Here is a 14241-nt window from a genome sequence, read left to right as displayed (position 1 = left end):
CTAAAAGTAAAGCCTTTGTATAAGGCTTTACTTAATTAAAATAAATTCGATTTCAAATGACTTTTTAACGTTAGAAAATTAAGTTTAAAATTACTATCTATTATTTAATTATAAAATAACCTCAATTTATTAACCTTTATTTAATGGTTATTAAGATAAATAATATTGTGACCCTAATCATAGTGTGGAGTGGGATTTAACGCTTTTTGTGATGCAGGTACAAATAATAGACAATTGCTATTATCTTTATCTAAGAATTGTTATATACCATACTCAAGGTTGTACTAATTCCTTGCTAATGGGAGTCATAGTATGTTTCTTTTAAGTGAGTTGTTAATGTCGAGGCGCTTCTTCTATTTGAAGAAATGGTTCAATATTGATATTTCTTTGGCCTTTTTCTTTCCGCATAAATAACCTTTCTTTTTTCTCTCTCTCAAGATCTATTCGCTTATTTTTATAAGTTCGAATTTTTGTTTTTATTATTTAATGAAAAATTAAAGGTATTATCATGGCTAAAAGAATCGTTGAACCGTTCCGTATTAAAATGGTAGAAAATATCCGTATTCCATCAAGAGAAGAACGCGAAGCGGCATTAAAAGAGGCGGGTTATAACCCATTCTTATTACCGAGTAGTGCTGTTTATATTGACTTGTTAACGGACTCCGGTACTAACGCAATGAGCGACCACCAATGGGCCGCGATGATCACGGGTGATGAAGCGTACGCGGGTTCTCGTAACTATTATGATTTAAAAGATAAAGTTAAAGAGATGTTTGACTACGACTATGTGATCCCTGCTCACCAAGGTCGTGGTGCTGAGAACATGTTATTCCCTGTTTTACTGAAAGTGAAACAAGAACAAGGCGGCGCGAAAAAGCCGGTATTTATTTCTAACTTCCACTTTGATACTACCGCTGCCCACGTTGAATTAAATGGCTGTAAAGCGATTAACATTGTTACCGAAAAAGCCTATGACTCAGAAACTTATGATGATTGGAAAGGCAATTTCGATATTCAAAAATTAAAAGATAATATTGCAAAACATGGTGCTGAAAACGTGGTAGCGATTGTTTCTACCATCACCTGTAACAGTGCGGGTGGTCAGCCAGTTGCGATGGATAACTTGAAAGAAGTTTATGAAATCGCGAAACAGCATAATATCTTTGTGGTAATGGACTCCGCACGTTTCTGTGAAAACGCATATTTCATCAAAGAGCGTGATCCAAAATATAAAAATTCAACAATTAAAGAAATCATTCTGGATATGTACAAATACGCTGATGCGCTCACTATGTCAGCGAAAAAAGATCCACTGTTAAACATTGGTGGTCTGGTCTGTATTAAGAATGACGAGAAAATATTTACGTTGGCAAGACAGCGCTGCGTACCAATGGAAGGCTTCGTAACCTATGGTGGTTTAGCGGGTCGTGATATGGCGGCAATGGTACAAGGCTTAGAAGAAGGGGCTGGGGAAGATTACCTGCATTATCGTATCGGTCAGGTGAAATATCTGGGTGACCGTTTACGTGAAGGCGGTATCCCAATTCAGTATCCTACTGGTGGACACGCTGTGTTCGTGGACTGTAAAAAACTGGTTCCACAGATCCCAGGTGACCAATTCCCTGCGCAAGCTGTGATTAACGCGCTGTATTTAGAGTCAGGTGTTCGTGCTGTTGAAATTGGTTCATTCCTATTAGGTCGTGATCCTGAAACGGGCAAACAAAAACATGCTGATATGGAATTCATGCGTTTAACTATTGCACGACGTGTTTATACCAACGACCATATGGATTACATTGCAGATGCTCTGATTGGCTTGAAAGATAAATTCGCAACGCTGAAAGGTTTAGATTTCGAATATGAGCCACCAGTATTAAGACACTTCACTGCAAGATTAAAACCCATCAAATAATAGGTAGTTCTGCGGGTTCCCGTGCAATGCGGGAACCTTATCCCTTATTTTTAAGGTGACCAACATGAACAATTCGGCAGCCAAGAAAGAACCCTCCATAATGGTAGGGGGTTTTGTGCTAGGCGGAGCCATGATCGGGGCAGGTATGTTTAGCTTGCCAACCATTATGGCTGGAGCTTGGTTTATTAACTCGATAGTAATATTACTGATTGTTTGTTTCTTTATGTTTCACTCAGGGATCTATATTTTAGAATGTATATCCAAATATGGAGCCGGCACTAACTATTTTTATATTTCAAAAGAATTATTACCAAAATGGGCCTGTTATATTGCCAATGCAGCATTAATATTTGTTTTATATATATTGATATATGCTTATATTTCTGCGGCCGGATCTGTTATCAAAGAAGCGTCGGCAATATATGGATTTGATGTTAACCTAAGAGTGATATTTGTTATCTTCACTTTACTGTTAGGTGCAAGTATTTGGTGGAGTGGTATTGCGGCAAGTAGATTAACATCATTATTTTTATTTATTAAAATTGTTTTATTTATTCTCGCTTTCTCAGGGTTATTCTTAATTGTCAAAACTGACTTATTATTAACGTCTCCAGTAGGCGATAGTCAGTTATCTTTACTGCCATTTGTCTTTATTATTATTCCTTATGCCATCACTTCGTTTGGTTATCACGGTAACGTCTGTAGTTTGTATAAGTTGTATCATGAAAATGAACGTAAAGTGGTTAAAAGCTGTGTGATTGGTTGTGTACTGGCTTTAATACTCTATTTCCTTTGGATATTGGGCACCATGGGGAATTTACCTCGAACAGAATTCCTAACCATAATTAATAAAGGTGGAAACCTCGATGCGTTTATTGAGTCACTGTATGCGGTATTAAGCAGCCCACATATTGCGACATTCTTATTATGGTTTTCGATTAGTGCTGTATTTTGTTCATTCTTAGGGGTTGCGATTGGTTTATTCGACTACATTCTGGCGTCACTAAACTTTAATGATAATTCTTCAGGCAGAATGAAAGCGGCACTGTTATGTTTTATACCTCCTCTAGTTTTATGTATGTTATTCCCAAATGGTTTCTTAATTGCGATTGCTTATGCGGGGATGGCGGCGTGTATCTGGGCAATTATTTGCCCGGCAGTCATGGCATTAAAAGTGAGAGAGCGTTTCCCTAACTCGACGTTTAAAGTGTGGGGAGGCAAAGGGCTAATCTATGCAGTTATAGCCTTTGGTGTTGTTGGTATTATTTGTCAGTTGTTAGCGCAGTTTAATGTATTGCCGATATACCGTTAATTTTTCAAATTAAGATGTAGTAATCACTGCCAAAGGTACAGCGAGGGTTTGCTGTACCTTTTTTATAGAAAATTAATAACGAGCAAATACGGATTGGCTACCATCCTTTTTAAAACTCATCACTGAATAGGCTTGTTTAAATCCGCTTGGTTGCTCCATGCCTAAACTGCCCGCTGGCATACCTCCGACAGCAATACCTGCAACGTCATCAGGTAGCGTATTGATTTTCGCTAAGCTATCGAGAGGAACGTGACCAACAACCAATTTGCCATTAATTTTGGCGGTATGGCAGCTGCGTAGTGAGTTAGGTAAATTGGCTTCTTGATTGATTTTATCGATCTCTTGATAGGTGACATCGTGAATTTTCACGTCATAACCTGCTGCTTTTACTGCTTCGCCCCAAAGATGGCAGCAACCGCAACTTTCTTCTTTGTACAGGTCAACAACTTGGCTTGCTGCAACAGAGGAAAATGACGCCGCCAATAGTGCAGTGAATAACAATTTTTTCATGTCAGTATTACTCCAAAAATAAGATATTGTTATTTAAATAAAAAATAAGGGTGCGAAATTTAAGCAGGTTTGTATTTCTCTTATTCGAGTTCTTATAGAACTTCTGAACCATAAAGCTTCCCGTAGGGGGAAGCTCAAGAGCTAAAACAGATTTTTGCTTATATTTACAGAACCTGATGATGGTGTTTTCTTACAGAAACAGAGCAATACTTTGGGAGGTCAATCACAAACTGGAAGATAGGGTGATTGTATAAAAATGGAACGTTTGTGGATAAAAAACAGGCATTATGTCTCTAAAATCAATCATTAAGCTAATTTTTAATCGGATTATTTTGCACTTTTTTTGATGTCTAAAAGTCAGAAAGCAATTGAAAATAATTAAATTTTTCTCTTTTACCGCCGATAAATTAAACAAAGATCATTTTATTTTATCAAAAGAGAAATTCCATGCAGAAACTTCGAAATTATTCAATACGTGCTGTGATGCTCGTACTACTTGGCATTTTATGCCTAAACCTTGGGGGCATAAGCCTGTATAGCGGTTGGTCCTTATCGCGTATTTCTGACGGTATCCATGTTGACCGACAACTGGTGAAACAGATGACGGTACTGAGTCAGGGCAATGACCAGTATTTTCGTTTTGTCACTCGCTTAACCCGCGTGATGGAAACCAAAAATGAGGGCAAGGAAGGGGATTACGCCTTGGTCAAAGACGCACTCGTGAATATGGAGCGTTATCTTGAGGAGATGAAGTCCATTTCTCCGGGGCCGATGGATAAAGCCATTTCCGACCAAGTGATTAATAGCTGGCAAGCGCTGCTCGATGAAGGCGTGAAACCACAATTAGCCATTTCCATGGGGGATGATAAGGCGGCTTATTTGGCGCATGCCCATAATGTCACGCCAGCATTGAGCCGCACATTCGGCGCAGCTATCACACAGTTTAACCAAACTGCGGATGTGATGATTGAGCACACGCGGGAAGCGGTTGATGAGCACATGAATATGACGCGAGTAGTGATTATCATCGCGACCATTTTTGGTTTGCTAATTTTGATCTTCACTGACCGCTATTTGGCTAAGATGATGCAACGACCGCTGGAGCTGATCCGCCAATATTTCGATAAGATTGCGAAGGGGGATTTAAGTCAGCCAATCGAGCCATTTGGTCGTAACTGTGTCGGTAAACTTTTCCCATTATTAGAAGAGATGCAGAACAGTTTACGTGATGCGGTGTTGACGATCCGCAATGGTAGCGAAAGTATTTATCGCGGTGCGACAGAAATATCTAACGGCAATAGTGACCTTTCATCACGAACGGAAGAGCAAGCCGCAGCCTTGGAAGAAACCGCGGCCAGCATGGAGCAAATCACAGCAGCAGTGCAGTTGAATGTGGAAAATACCCACCAAGCCAACCAATTGGCTGCTGAAGCCTTTGTAGTTGCTAATCAAGGGGATGCGATTGTTGAGTCAGTGGTGAGCACGATGGATGAGATCTCCCAGAGTGCCAAAAAAATCTCTGACATCATCAGCATGATGAATGACATCAGTTTCCAAACCAATATTTTGGCATTAAATGCCTCCATTGAAGCGGCGCGAGCAGGGGTTCATGGTCGTGGATTTATGGTGGTTGCCGCCGAAGTTCGTAAGCTTGCGAGCCACAGTGCCGATGCAGCAATGGAAATTGAAAAGTTGATTGCAGAATCGAGCTCGTGTGTGGAGAAAGGCACGCATTTGGTGCATGAGATGGGCTCGACAATGAGTAATATTCTGCAAGGGATCAATGAAGTAACCGCGATTATGAAACAAATCACGACAGCTTCGGAGGAGCAGAGTAAAGGTATCGCACAGGTGGGTGTTGCCATCACCCAAATGGACAGTGTGACACAGCAAAATGCGTCTTTAGTTGAGCAAGTGGCAACAGCGGCAAGTTCATTAGAACATCAAACTGAAGAGTTGCAGGAATCGGTCAGTAAGTTTCAGTTAACCAGTGATGGACATACATTCACTGATTCCAAGGTTGCGATTGCATAATAGATGTTAATTACCAAGAAAACTTAGTAGGTTGAACCCAGTATGAATTTGCGTTTGTACTGGGTTTTTTTATTTATAGAGGAAGTTTTACATGGCTAAGCCAATTCTCGGCTTTCATCCCCGCTAAATGCCACTCAGATGCGGTTGTTATCGCGTAACCCAGTCGACTGTAGCTATCTTTCAAGGTAGTAACATGTATCGGAGTGGGAACAAAATTAAACAGCAGAGGGGCACTTAACTAAGTATTAGAAAGGAGGGGGATAGTGTTCAGATCGAAAGGGACAAAAAAAGCCCTTTCTAAAATCAGAAAGGGCTTCTAAAAACACTGCATTAACCGACTAGGATTAGTTCATGCCGTATTTTTTCAGTTTCTTACGCAGAGTTCCGCGGTTGATACCCATCATCAGGGCTGCACGGGTCTGGTTTCCACGGGTATATTGCATAACCATGTCCAACAAAGGCTGTTCTACCTCAGCCAATACCAGCTCATATAAATCGTTAACATCTTGATTATTTAATTGAGCAAAATAGTTCTTCAGTGCTTGCTTAACTGAGTCACGTAACGGTTTTTGAGTTACTTGATCTTGTGAATTTACAGTTGCAACGGTTAGTACGTCAGAATTTACGCGTTGTTCGAACATAGTTCTGTCAGCTCTTATCTTTTATTTACGCAAAAATTTTCAAAAAATGCTTCCAACACCTCCAGCTGTTCGCTGGCATCCTCAATGGCGTTGAAGGAGCGCCGAAACTGGTCATCAGGTGCATGTTCTTGTAAATACCAAGAAACATGTTTGCGCGCTATACGGGCTCCCTTGCCTTGACCATAAAAGTCGTGCAGTTCCCGTACATGCCCTAACATAATGCTTTTCACGTCTGCCATAGGCATCGGTGGCAATATTTCACCTGTGTCCAGATAATGTTGGATTTCCCGAAAGATCCAAGGTCTTCCCTGAGCTGCTCGTCCTACCATCAAGGCATCCGCCCCTGTGTAGTCTAAAACAGCCCTGGCTTTTAGCGGGTCAGTAATGTCGCCATTGGCAATAACCGGAATGGAAACAGTCTGCTTAACTGCCCGAATGTTGTCATATTCAGCTTCACCGTTGAACAGACAGGCTCTGGTTCTGCCATGAATGGTCAGGGCTTGAATACCACAATCTTCGGCCAATTGGGCAATCTCTATGCAGTTACGCTCTTCAGGTGACCAGCCTGTGCGGATTTTCAGTGTGACTGGCACATCCACAGCGTTTACAACGGTTTCCAGGATTGATTTTACAATCTCCGGATAACGCAGTAAGGCTGAGCCTGCAAGCTTACGATTCACTTTCTTAGCTGGGCAGCCCATATTGATATCAATGATTTGAGCGCCGCTCTCAACGTTAATTTGAGCTGCTGCGGCCATTTCATCGGGATCATTGCCAGCTATTTGAACGGAACGTACCCCGAGTTCATCGCGGTGAACCATCCTGAGTCTCGATTTATCTGTCTTCCAAACTTGTGGGTTAGAAGAAAGCATCTCCGATACCGTCATTCCAGCACCCATCGCATAACACAGAGACCTAAACGGTTTATCTGTGATACCTGCCATGGGGGCAGCAATAAGACAGTTTCTCAACTGATATTGTCCGATTCGCATAACTAAATGGGGGCCATACTGTGACTGCAAGGGCGCGTATATTACGCATTTTTTACGAGATATGAAAGGACAAACTTTGAGCAAACGGTTATTTATCACTAACTTTTTTATCTTGCTTTTTATAAAATAATAAAATTAGTGTTATTTAACAAGTTGTTAGGCGTTTTTTAACAACAGGAGCTAAAAATAACGATTACGTTGAATATCCAAGACTCACTTCTCGAGCAGAACAGATTATCACCAGCTATTGAGCAATATTTGAGCTGTAAGATAATCCATTCTGCAATTAATTTCAAAGAAATTATTCTTTGATTTTTACCGCAAACCCATTAAAAATGCTTGACACCAGTGATACGGCACCACTCATCTTTCTCTGCAACAGGGTCAATATTGAAGTCAGCACGATAAGCATCAGCAACCCCTTCAGCTTGGCTGGCTAACACGCCAGACAGACCTAAATGACCACCAGCACGCGGCAGTACACTGATCATCGGTGCAAGCTCACGCAATGGGCCTGCAAGGATGTTAGCGACAACGACATCAGCCTGAAGGTCTTGGGGTTGGTCTTTGGGTAAATAGAGCGACAGACGCTCTGAGACGCCATTACGTTCTGCATTATCGCGGCTCGCGAGGATAGCTTGTGGATCGATATCGATCCCGATCGCACGCGCTGCGCCGAGTTTTAATGCCGCGATAGCTAAGATCCCTGATCCGCAACCAAAATCGATAACGGTTTTACCTTCAAGATCCAACCCATCGAGCCATTCAAGGCATAATGAAGTCGTCGGATGGGTTCCCGTACCGAATGCTAAGCCGGGATCTAGCATCATGTTAACCGCGGTAGGATCTGGCACATCGCGCCAGCTAGGGCAGATCCATAAACGTTGACCAAAGCGCATTGGGTGGAAGTTATCCATCCATTCACGTTCCCAATCTTTATCTTCGATTTGTTCGATTTTATGAACGAAGCCAGCGCCGAGTAATGGGCTATTTTCTAACTGAGCGACCACCCATTTCATATCGGTTTCAGCGTCATACAGACCAATAACGTCGGTATCGCCCCACAGGCGAGTTTCTCCCGGAAGCGGCTCGAAAACAGGGGTATCATGGCTGTCTTGGAAGGTGACGGACACGGAGCCTGTTTCCATGAGTTCATCGCCAAGGGCTTCTGCGTCTTTTGCGTTTGAGTTTAGTCTTATTTGTATCCAAGGCATCGTTTTTTTCTCTTTTAAAATGCTCGTTATACTTCACGTTATAGCGTTGTTGGCTGCGCTCGCTAACCCTAGTCACATACTTATGTATGCTCCTAGGGATTAGCTCGTTTGCCGCCTAGCTATAACGCGAATTATTTAGAGCATTGCATTTGTTCATTTACATTAGGTAAAGCCAAAATCAATGAGTGCTAGTTACCTGTCCGTTTGGTGCCGATTGTACTGGATTTTTGCCAAAAAGATTACCGATCAAAAAGGCAATTAGGCTCAGGATCAGTGATGGCACAATGGCGTGAAAGCCCATAATTTCAATTTTGAATGAGGCGAAAATGGCGTAGCAAACACCGCCAACAATCATGCCGCTCAGAGCGCCAGTACCATTGGCTTTTTCCCAATATAATCCAAGAACCAGTGGCCACAGGAATACCGCTTCTAATCCACCAAATGCGAGTAAATTCAACCAGATAATCATTTGAGGTGGGTTCCATGCTGCAACCAGCAATAACGCGCCTAAAATCAACGTTGAGAAGCTGGAGATTCGTGCCAGTTTTTTCTCATTTTTAATTTGTTCAGGTGCCGCGTTAAGGTAGATATCTTTCACGATCGTCGCCGAAGATTGCAGTAATTGGGCGTTAATGGTGGACATAATTGCGGCCATTGGTGCTGCTAGGAAAATCCCTGCGGCAAATGGTGGAAGAACCTGAACCATCAAAGTCGGGATCACTTGGTCTGGAATGGTTAAATCCGGCAGTATGGCACGCCCTAAGGCGCCCGCGAAGTGCATACCAAACATCAAGATTGCCATCACAATGGTACCCAGAATGATACCTTTGTGGACGGCTTTGCTGTCTTTGTAAGAAATACAACGCACTGCGGTATGTGGTAACCCGATAACCCCAAAACAGACTAACACCCAGAATGAAGCCATAAATGGTCCGCTGAGGATATCGTTGGCACCTTCAGGAGAGACTAATTTCGGGTCGATGGCGTGCATTTTTTCCACGGCAGCTGGTAAACCACCTGCATGGTAGATAATGGCAACCAGCAAAATAATCGTACCCAGTAACATGACCAGCCCTTGTAAAGCATCGTTAAGGACACTGGCTCGGAAGCCTCCAATCGCGGTATACAGCGCGATTGATACGCCAAAAATCATTAATCCGTAGGTATAAGGAATGCCGGCCGCCGTTTCGAGTAGTCGCGCACCACCGATAAACTGCACCGTCATCGCCCCAAAGAAAGCGACTAATAAACTTACGCTAGCAAACCAAACGAGAAAACGACTTTGGTAACGGGCGTAGAGCATGTCGTTAAGGGTAACTGCATTGTAGCGGCGAGCTAAGATGGCAAATTTTTTGCCCAGTACGCCAAGAGAGAGCCAGATAGCCGGCAGTTGGATCATGGCGAGGAGTACCCAGCCTAACCCGTATTTGTAGGCGGCACCGGGACCACCGATGAAGGAGCTGGCGCTGATGTAGGTTGCGGTGATGGTCATGGCTAAAACAAAGCCGCCCATCGAGCGATTACCTAGAAAATACTCATTAAGAAATTCGCCTTTCGTGCGTTTTTTATAAGCGTAGAGCGAAAGGAGAAAAACGAGGAGCAGATAGCCGATTAAGGGCAGAAGAACTTCAGTCTGCATCTTTCTCCTCCAACGAGATATCTTTGAATACGAGTTTAACCATCATGATGCATAGCAAAATAAAGATGATAGGGAGAATCAGACATGACCATTCAAACCATAACGGTAATCCGGTAACACCAAGTGTGTTACTGGGTAGATAAGCACAAAGTACCCAACCTATCATGTAGGCAATAGTCAGATATAGCGCCCAACGAGCTTCCCTGTTTGATTGAAGAAAACGTTTGTCCATCCGCTTTTCCTCCTCATGTTGACAAAAATAATCGGGGATTGTACGACAATCTGAAGGGGGAGTGTGAAAAATAGCGTAATAAAACCGATAATCCTGCCATTTATAGGCAAAAAAATACCGGAAATTGGCTTTCCGGTATTTGTTTTTAATGACGAAAATGTCGATTATTCAGGGGATTATTCTTGAATACCGAGTTTTTTCTCCAAATAGTGGATGTTGGTTCCACCTTTGGCAAAGTTTTCATCATTCATGATCATCTGTTGTAATTCGATGTTGGTTTTAATCCCATCGATGATCAGTTCGTTCAGCGCGTTCTTCATACGAGCAATCGCGATTTCACGAGTTTCACCGTAAGTGATTAATTTACCGATCATTGAGTCATAGAACGGAGGAACAGAGTAGCCTGCGTAAATATGAGATTCCCAACGAACACCGAAGCCACCCGGAGAGTGGAAACGAGTGATTTTACCTGGGCTAGGCAGGAATGTGTGCGGGTCTTCTGCGTTGATACGACACTCAATCGCATGACCGTGAACATTGATCTGATCCTGAGTCACAGATAATGGTAAACCAGAAGCTACACGCAGCTGTTCTTTGATTAAGTCAACGCCGGTGATCATTTCGGTCACTGGGTGCTCAACCTGAATACGGGTGTTCATTTCGATGAAATAGAATTCGCCGTTTTCAAATAAGAACTCAAAAGTACCTGCGCCACGATAGCCGATTTCGATACAGGCTTTCGCACAGCGTTCACCGATATTACGACGAATTTCTGGGGTAATCCCCGGTGCTGGTGCTTCTTCAACCACTTTTTGGTGGCGGCGCTGCATTGAACAGTCACGTTCAGCTAAATAAACAGCATGACCTTGACCATCTGCCATCACTTGGATTTCAACGTGACGTGGGTTTTCAAGGAATTTCTCCATGTAAACCATGTCGTTGTTGAATGCGGCTTTTGCTTCTGCACGGGTCAGGTTAATGGAAGATTCTAAATCTTTCTCATTACGAACCACACGCATACCACGACCACCACCACCACCAGATGCTTTGATGATAACTGGGAAGCCGATGCGTTTAGCAATCGCTTTGTTCTTTTCAGTGTCGTTACCCAGTGGACCATCAGAACCTGGTACACATGGAACGCCTGCTTTTTTCATCGCGCTAATCGCAGAAACCTTGTCGCCCATTAGGCGGATGGTTTCAGCTTTTGGGCCGATAAAAATGAAGCCTGATTGTTCTACTTGCTCTGCAAAGTCAGCGTTTTCAGACAGGAAACCGTATCCTGGGTGAATCGCCTGTGCGCCTGAGATTTCAGCCGCTGCAATGATTGCAGGGATATTCAAGTAGCTTTTTGCCGATGCTGCTGGACCAATACAAATAGTTTCGTCTGCCAGCAACACGTGTTTTAAATCTCTATCTGCCGTGGAGTGAACCGCAACAGTTTTGATGCCGAGTTCTTTACATGCACGCAGAATACGCAGTGCAATTTCCCCACGGTTAGCGATAACAATTTTTTCCAGCATGGAAACGCCCCGTTATTCGATGACAACTAATGGCTCGTCAAATTCTATTGCATCACCGTTTTGCAACAAAATAGCTTTAACAACACCAGCTTTATCTGCTTCGATTTGGTTCATCATTTTCATCGCTTCAACGATGCAAAGAGGATCGCCAACTTTGACAGTTTGACCAACTTCAACGAATGGTTTTGCTTCTGGGCTTGGTGAGCGGTAGAAAGTACCAACCATTGGTGAGCGAACTTGGTGACCAGAAACTGCCGCAGGTGCTGCTGGAGCTGCTGCTTCTTGTGCTGGAGCAACTGCGTTAGCTAATGCAGGTTGTTGAGCAACTGGTGCTGAGTAGAACTGTTGAGGTGCAGCCATCATTTGAGATGCTGGTGATACACGACTGATACGTACTGACTCTTCACCTTCAGAAATTTCCAGTTCAGAAATGCCAGACTCTTCAACAAGCTCGATCAGCTTTTTAATTTTACGAATATCCATGGATATGATTCCGTACTCTTATATTTGGATTGAATTAATTAGTCGCACACGGTTAACCGCGGCTTGTAATGCAAAACTGTAACCATCTGCGCCAAGACCACAAATAACTCCATTAGACATATCGGAGAAATAAGAGTGATGACGAAAGGGTTCTCTCGCATAAATATTAGACAGGTGGATCTCGATAAACGGGATACAAACTGCCAATAGCGCATCTCGCAAAGCAACACTAGTATGCGTGAATGCGGCTGGGTTGATTATTATATAATCAACGTTACCTTGTGCTGCATGAATTCTATCGATAAGTTCATGCTCTGCATTTGACTGAAAATGGCTCAACTTCACGCCTAAGTTTTCTGCTTCTTGCATCAGGTTCGATACAATTTCAGTTAGAGGGCGAGGCCCGTATTTATCCGGTTCTCTAGAACCTAGCATGTTTAGGTTCGGCCCGTTCAGGAGCAAAATATGAATATCTTCTGTCATTGTGTTGCTAACTCCGACGATATGTCAATAATCTGACAACATAACGCGATGTCGACGGTTTGTCATCTTTTATCATAAAAATAAATAGATTTTCCACTGACAAGGAAGAGCATTATAATTATTTCGTTGCATATAGCAGCAAAATACTGGTCTTATCAGAGAAATTACCCGAATTTATTTTATAAATTGTGCCGTAATCCACATTGTGGCGACACAATTACGAATGTTGATGATTTAATTTTGAAGATTTACTAGGGTACGCCCAGTGACTTCGTTTTTTAAGAGTTTTTTTGCGTGCTCGACACACTCTTCTAATGAAATTTCGCAGCTAACTTGCTCATAAAACGCATTAGGTAAGAGTTGCGCTAAGCGTTCCCACACTTTTTGGCGTTTTGCCGCAGGGTAGTAAACAGAATCGACCCCTTGTAGACGGATATTACGCAAAATAAATGGCATGACGGTTGTTGGCAGTGAGAACCCGCCAGCCAGTCCGCAGGCCGCAACCGCACCATTATAATTCACTTGCGCCAAGATATTGGCCAGCACGTCACCACCAACCGTGTCGATAGCGCCAGCCCAGCGTTGTTTATCAAGCGGTTTGGCTGGATGAGTAAACTCGCTGCGAGGTAGCACGCTTTTCGCGCCAATTTTCAGTAAATAATCGTGATTTTCTGCGCGACCTGAAATCGCCACAACGTGATAGCCTAATAAAGAAAGTAATTGGGTGGCGACACTACCGACACCGCCACTGGCACCACTTACTACAATTTCGCCACTTTCAGGGGTGATCCCCGCATCTTCAAGGGCATTTACGCATAACATGGCGGTAAATCCTGCGGTGCCGATGGTCATGGCATGCTTCAGTGATAATGCTTCAGGAAGAGGGGTTAAATAATCTGCGGGGACTTTTGCTTGTGTGGCGAGTCCACCCCAATGTGTTTCGCCAACTCCCCATCCTGTTAATAGTACGTGTTGGCCAATATGAAAGCGGGGATCTTCACTGTGATGAACGATGCCTGAGAAGTCAATTCCGGGCACCATTGGATATTGACGGACAACGCCTGCTTTTCCATTAATAGCTAGCGCATCTTTATAGTTAATTGTCGACCAATGAATATCGACGATGACATCGCCAGCGGGTAATGACTCAGTAGGTACATTGAGGATTTCTGGGACGATTTTATCGTCTTGTTGCTGTAGAACGAGCGCTTTCATGATCCACCCCTAATTTTATGATTAAATAAGTGTTTTTTTTAATTTACACAC

11 protein-coding genes and 2 pseudogenes are annotated in these 14241 nt (G+C 43.0%); 3 read left to right on the top strand and 10 right to left on the bottom strand.

Going from position 1 to position 14241, the window contains the following annotated elements; translation table 11 throughout:
• The first annotated feature begins 508 nt into the window (after window positions 1-508).
• Together GKR74_RS10200 and GKR74_RS10195 are read left to right on the top strand one after the other, a co-directional pair.
• Complete coding sequence (locus tag GKR74_RS10200; RefSeq protein ID WP_036956054.1) at window positions 509-1912, top strand: tryptophanase; 1404 nt, start codon at window positions 509-511, stop codon at window positions 1910-1912.
• 64 nt (window positions 1913-1976) lie between these two features.
• Complete coding sequence (locus tag GKR74_RS10195; RefSeq protein ID WP_154603474.1) at window positions 1977-3224, top strand: aromatic amino acid transporter; 1248 nt, start codon at window positions 1977-1979, stop codon at window positions 3222-3224.
• Between the two features lie 72 nt (window positions 3225-3296).
• Here GKR74_RS10195 and GKR74_RS10190 read toward each other — a convergent pair whose 3' ends face one another.
• Window positions 3297-3734 (bottom strand): DUF411 domain-containing protein, encoded by a 438-nt coding sequence (locus tag GKR74_RS10190; RefSeq protein WP_132496611.1) that lies wholly within the window; start codon window positions 3732-3734, stop codon window positions 3297-3299.
• Window positions 3735-4181: 447 nt separating this feature from the next.
• On the opposite strand from GKR74_RS10190, the gene GKR74_RS10185 reads away from it, so the two are divergent.
• Window positions 4182-5768, top strand: coding sequence for a methyl-accepting chemotaxis protein (locus tag GKR74_RS10185; RefSeq protein ID WP_154603473.1), 1587 nt, complete (start codon window positions 4182-4184; stop codon window positions 5766-5768).
• 344 nt (window positions 5769-6112) lie between these two features.
• Here GKR74_RS10185 and fis read toward each other — a convergent pair whose 3' ends face one another.
• The 9 genes and pseudogenes from fis to acuI all read right to left on the bottom strand — a co-directional run bounded on the left by fis (window position 6113) and on the right by acuI (window position 14190).
• On the bottom strand, window positions 6113-6409 hold the full coding sequence (fis, locus tag GKR74_RS10180; protein WP_004258438.1) for a DNA-binding transcriptional regulator Fis: 297 nt from the start codon (window positions 6407-6409) through the stop codon (window positions 6113-6115).
• A gap of 14 nt (window positions 6410-6423) precedes the next feature.
• Window positions 6424-7401 carry a tRNA dihydrouridine synthase DusB gene (gene dusB / locus GKR74_RS10175; RefSeq protein WP_036956067.1) on the bottom strand — a complete coding sequence of 326 codons (978 nt, stop codon included), beginning with the start codon at window positions 7399-7401 and terminating at the stop codon, window positions 6424-6426.
• 329 nt (window positions 7402-7730) lie between these two features.
• Window positions 7731-8615: a 50S ribosomal protein L11 methyltransferase gene (gene prmA / locus GKR74_RS10170; RefSeq protein WP_154603472.1), complete on the bottom strand. Its 885-nt coding sequence runs from the start codon at window positions 8613-8615 to the stop codon at window positions 7731-7733.
• 157 nt (window positions 8616-8772) lie between these two features.
• Window positions 8773-10254 (bottom strand): annotated as a pseudogene (gene panF, locus GKR74_RS10165) (sodium/pantothenate symporter).
• A pseudogene (locus GKR74_RS10160) lies at window positions 10247-10486 on the bottom strand (DUF997 family protein); the annotation flags it as partial. The pseudogenes panF and GKR74_RS10160, both read right to left, overlap by 8 nt.
• A gap of 176 nt (window positions 10487-10662) precedes the next feature.
• Window positions 10663-12009, bottom strand: a complete 1347-nt coding sequence (accC, locus tag GKR74_RS10155) for an acetyl-CoA carboxylase biotin carboxylase subunit (protein WP_036956076.1) — start codon at window positions 12007-12009, stop codon at window positions 10663-10665.
• Between the two features lie 12 nt (window positions 12010-12021).
• Window positions 12022-12492, bottom strand: coding sequence for an acetyl-CoA carboxylase biotin carboxyl carrier protein (gene accB, locus GKR74_RS10150; RefSeq protein ID WP_006659070.1), 471 nt, complete (start codon window positions 12490-12492; stop codon window positions 12022-12024).
• 18 nt (window positions 12493-12510) lie between these two features.
• Window positions 12511-12975: a type II 3-dehydroquinate dehydratase gene (gene aroQ / locus GKR74_RS10145; protein ID WP_154603470.1), complete on the bottom strand. Its 465-nt coding sequence runs from the start codon at window positions 12973-12975 to the stop codon at window positions 12511-12513.
• 234 nt (window positions 12976-13209) lie between these two features.
• Entirely contained in the window at window positions 13210-14190 is a 981-nt protein-coding gene (gene acuI / locus GKR74_RS10140) for an acrylyl-CoA reductase (NADPH) (RefSeq protein ID WP_154603469.1), read from the bottom strand.
• Window positions 14191-14241: the final 51 nt, after the last annotated feature.

This window comes from Providencia sp. wls1914, from assembly GCF_009706645.1.
Lineage (GTDB): Bacteria > Pseudomonadota > Gammaproteobacteria > Enterobacterales > Enterobacteriaceae > Providencia > Providencia zhijiangensis.
Note: the sequence above shows the minus strand (reverse complement) of the source record. Positions and strands in the feature narration are given on the sequence as shown.

What these genes read in the sequence shown, in the direction of transcription:
- aroQ (WP_154603470.1), bottom strand. Translation starts at nt 12,975, where the DNA reads ATGACAGAAGATATTCATATTTTGCTCCTGAACGGGCCGAACCTAAAC.
- prmA (WP_154603472.1), bottom strand. Translation starts at nt 8,615, where the DNA reads ATGCCTTGGATACAAATAAGACTAAACTCAAACGCAAAAGACGCAGAA.
- dusB (WP_036956067.1), bottom strand. Translation starts at nt 7,401, where the DNA reads ATGCGAATCGGACAATATCAGTTGAGAAACTGTCTTATTGCTGCCCCC.
- accB (WP_006659070.1), bottom strand. Translation starts at nt 12,492, where the DNA reads ATGGATATTCGTAAAATTAAAAAGCTGATCGAGCTTGTTGAAGAGTCT.
- GKR74_RS10190 (WP_132496611.1), bottom strand. Translation starts at nt 3,734, where the DNA reads ATGAAAAAATTGTTATTCACTGCACTATTGGCGGCGTCATTTTCCTCT.
- GKR74_RS10185 (WP_154603473.1), top strand. Translation starts at nt 4,182, where the DNA reads ATGCAGAAACTTCGAAATTATTCAATACGTGCTGTGATGCTCGTACTA.
- accC (WP_036956076.1), bottom strand. Translation starts at nt 12,009, where the DNA reads ATGCTGGAAAAAATTGTTATCGCTAACCGTGGGGAAATTGCACTGCGT.
- acuI (WP_154603469.1), bottom strand. Translation starts at nt 14,190, where the DNA reads ATGAAAGCGCTCGTTCTACAGCAACAAGACGATAAAATCGTCCCAGAA.
- GKR74_RS10200 (WP_036956054.1), top strand. Translation starts at nt 509, where the DNA reads ATGGCTAAAAGAATCGTTGAACCGTTCCGTATTAAAATGGTAGAAAAT.
- fis (WP_004258438.1), bottom strand. Translation starts at nt 6,409, where the DNA reads ATGTTCGAACAACGCGTAAATTCTGACGTACTAACCGTTGCAACTGTA.
- GKR74_RS10195 (WP_154603474.1), top strand. Translation starts at nt 1,977, where the DNA reads ATGAACAATTCGGCAGCCAAGAAAGAACCCTCCATAATGGTAGGGGGT.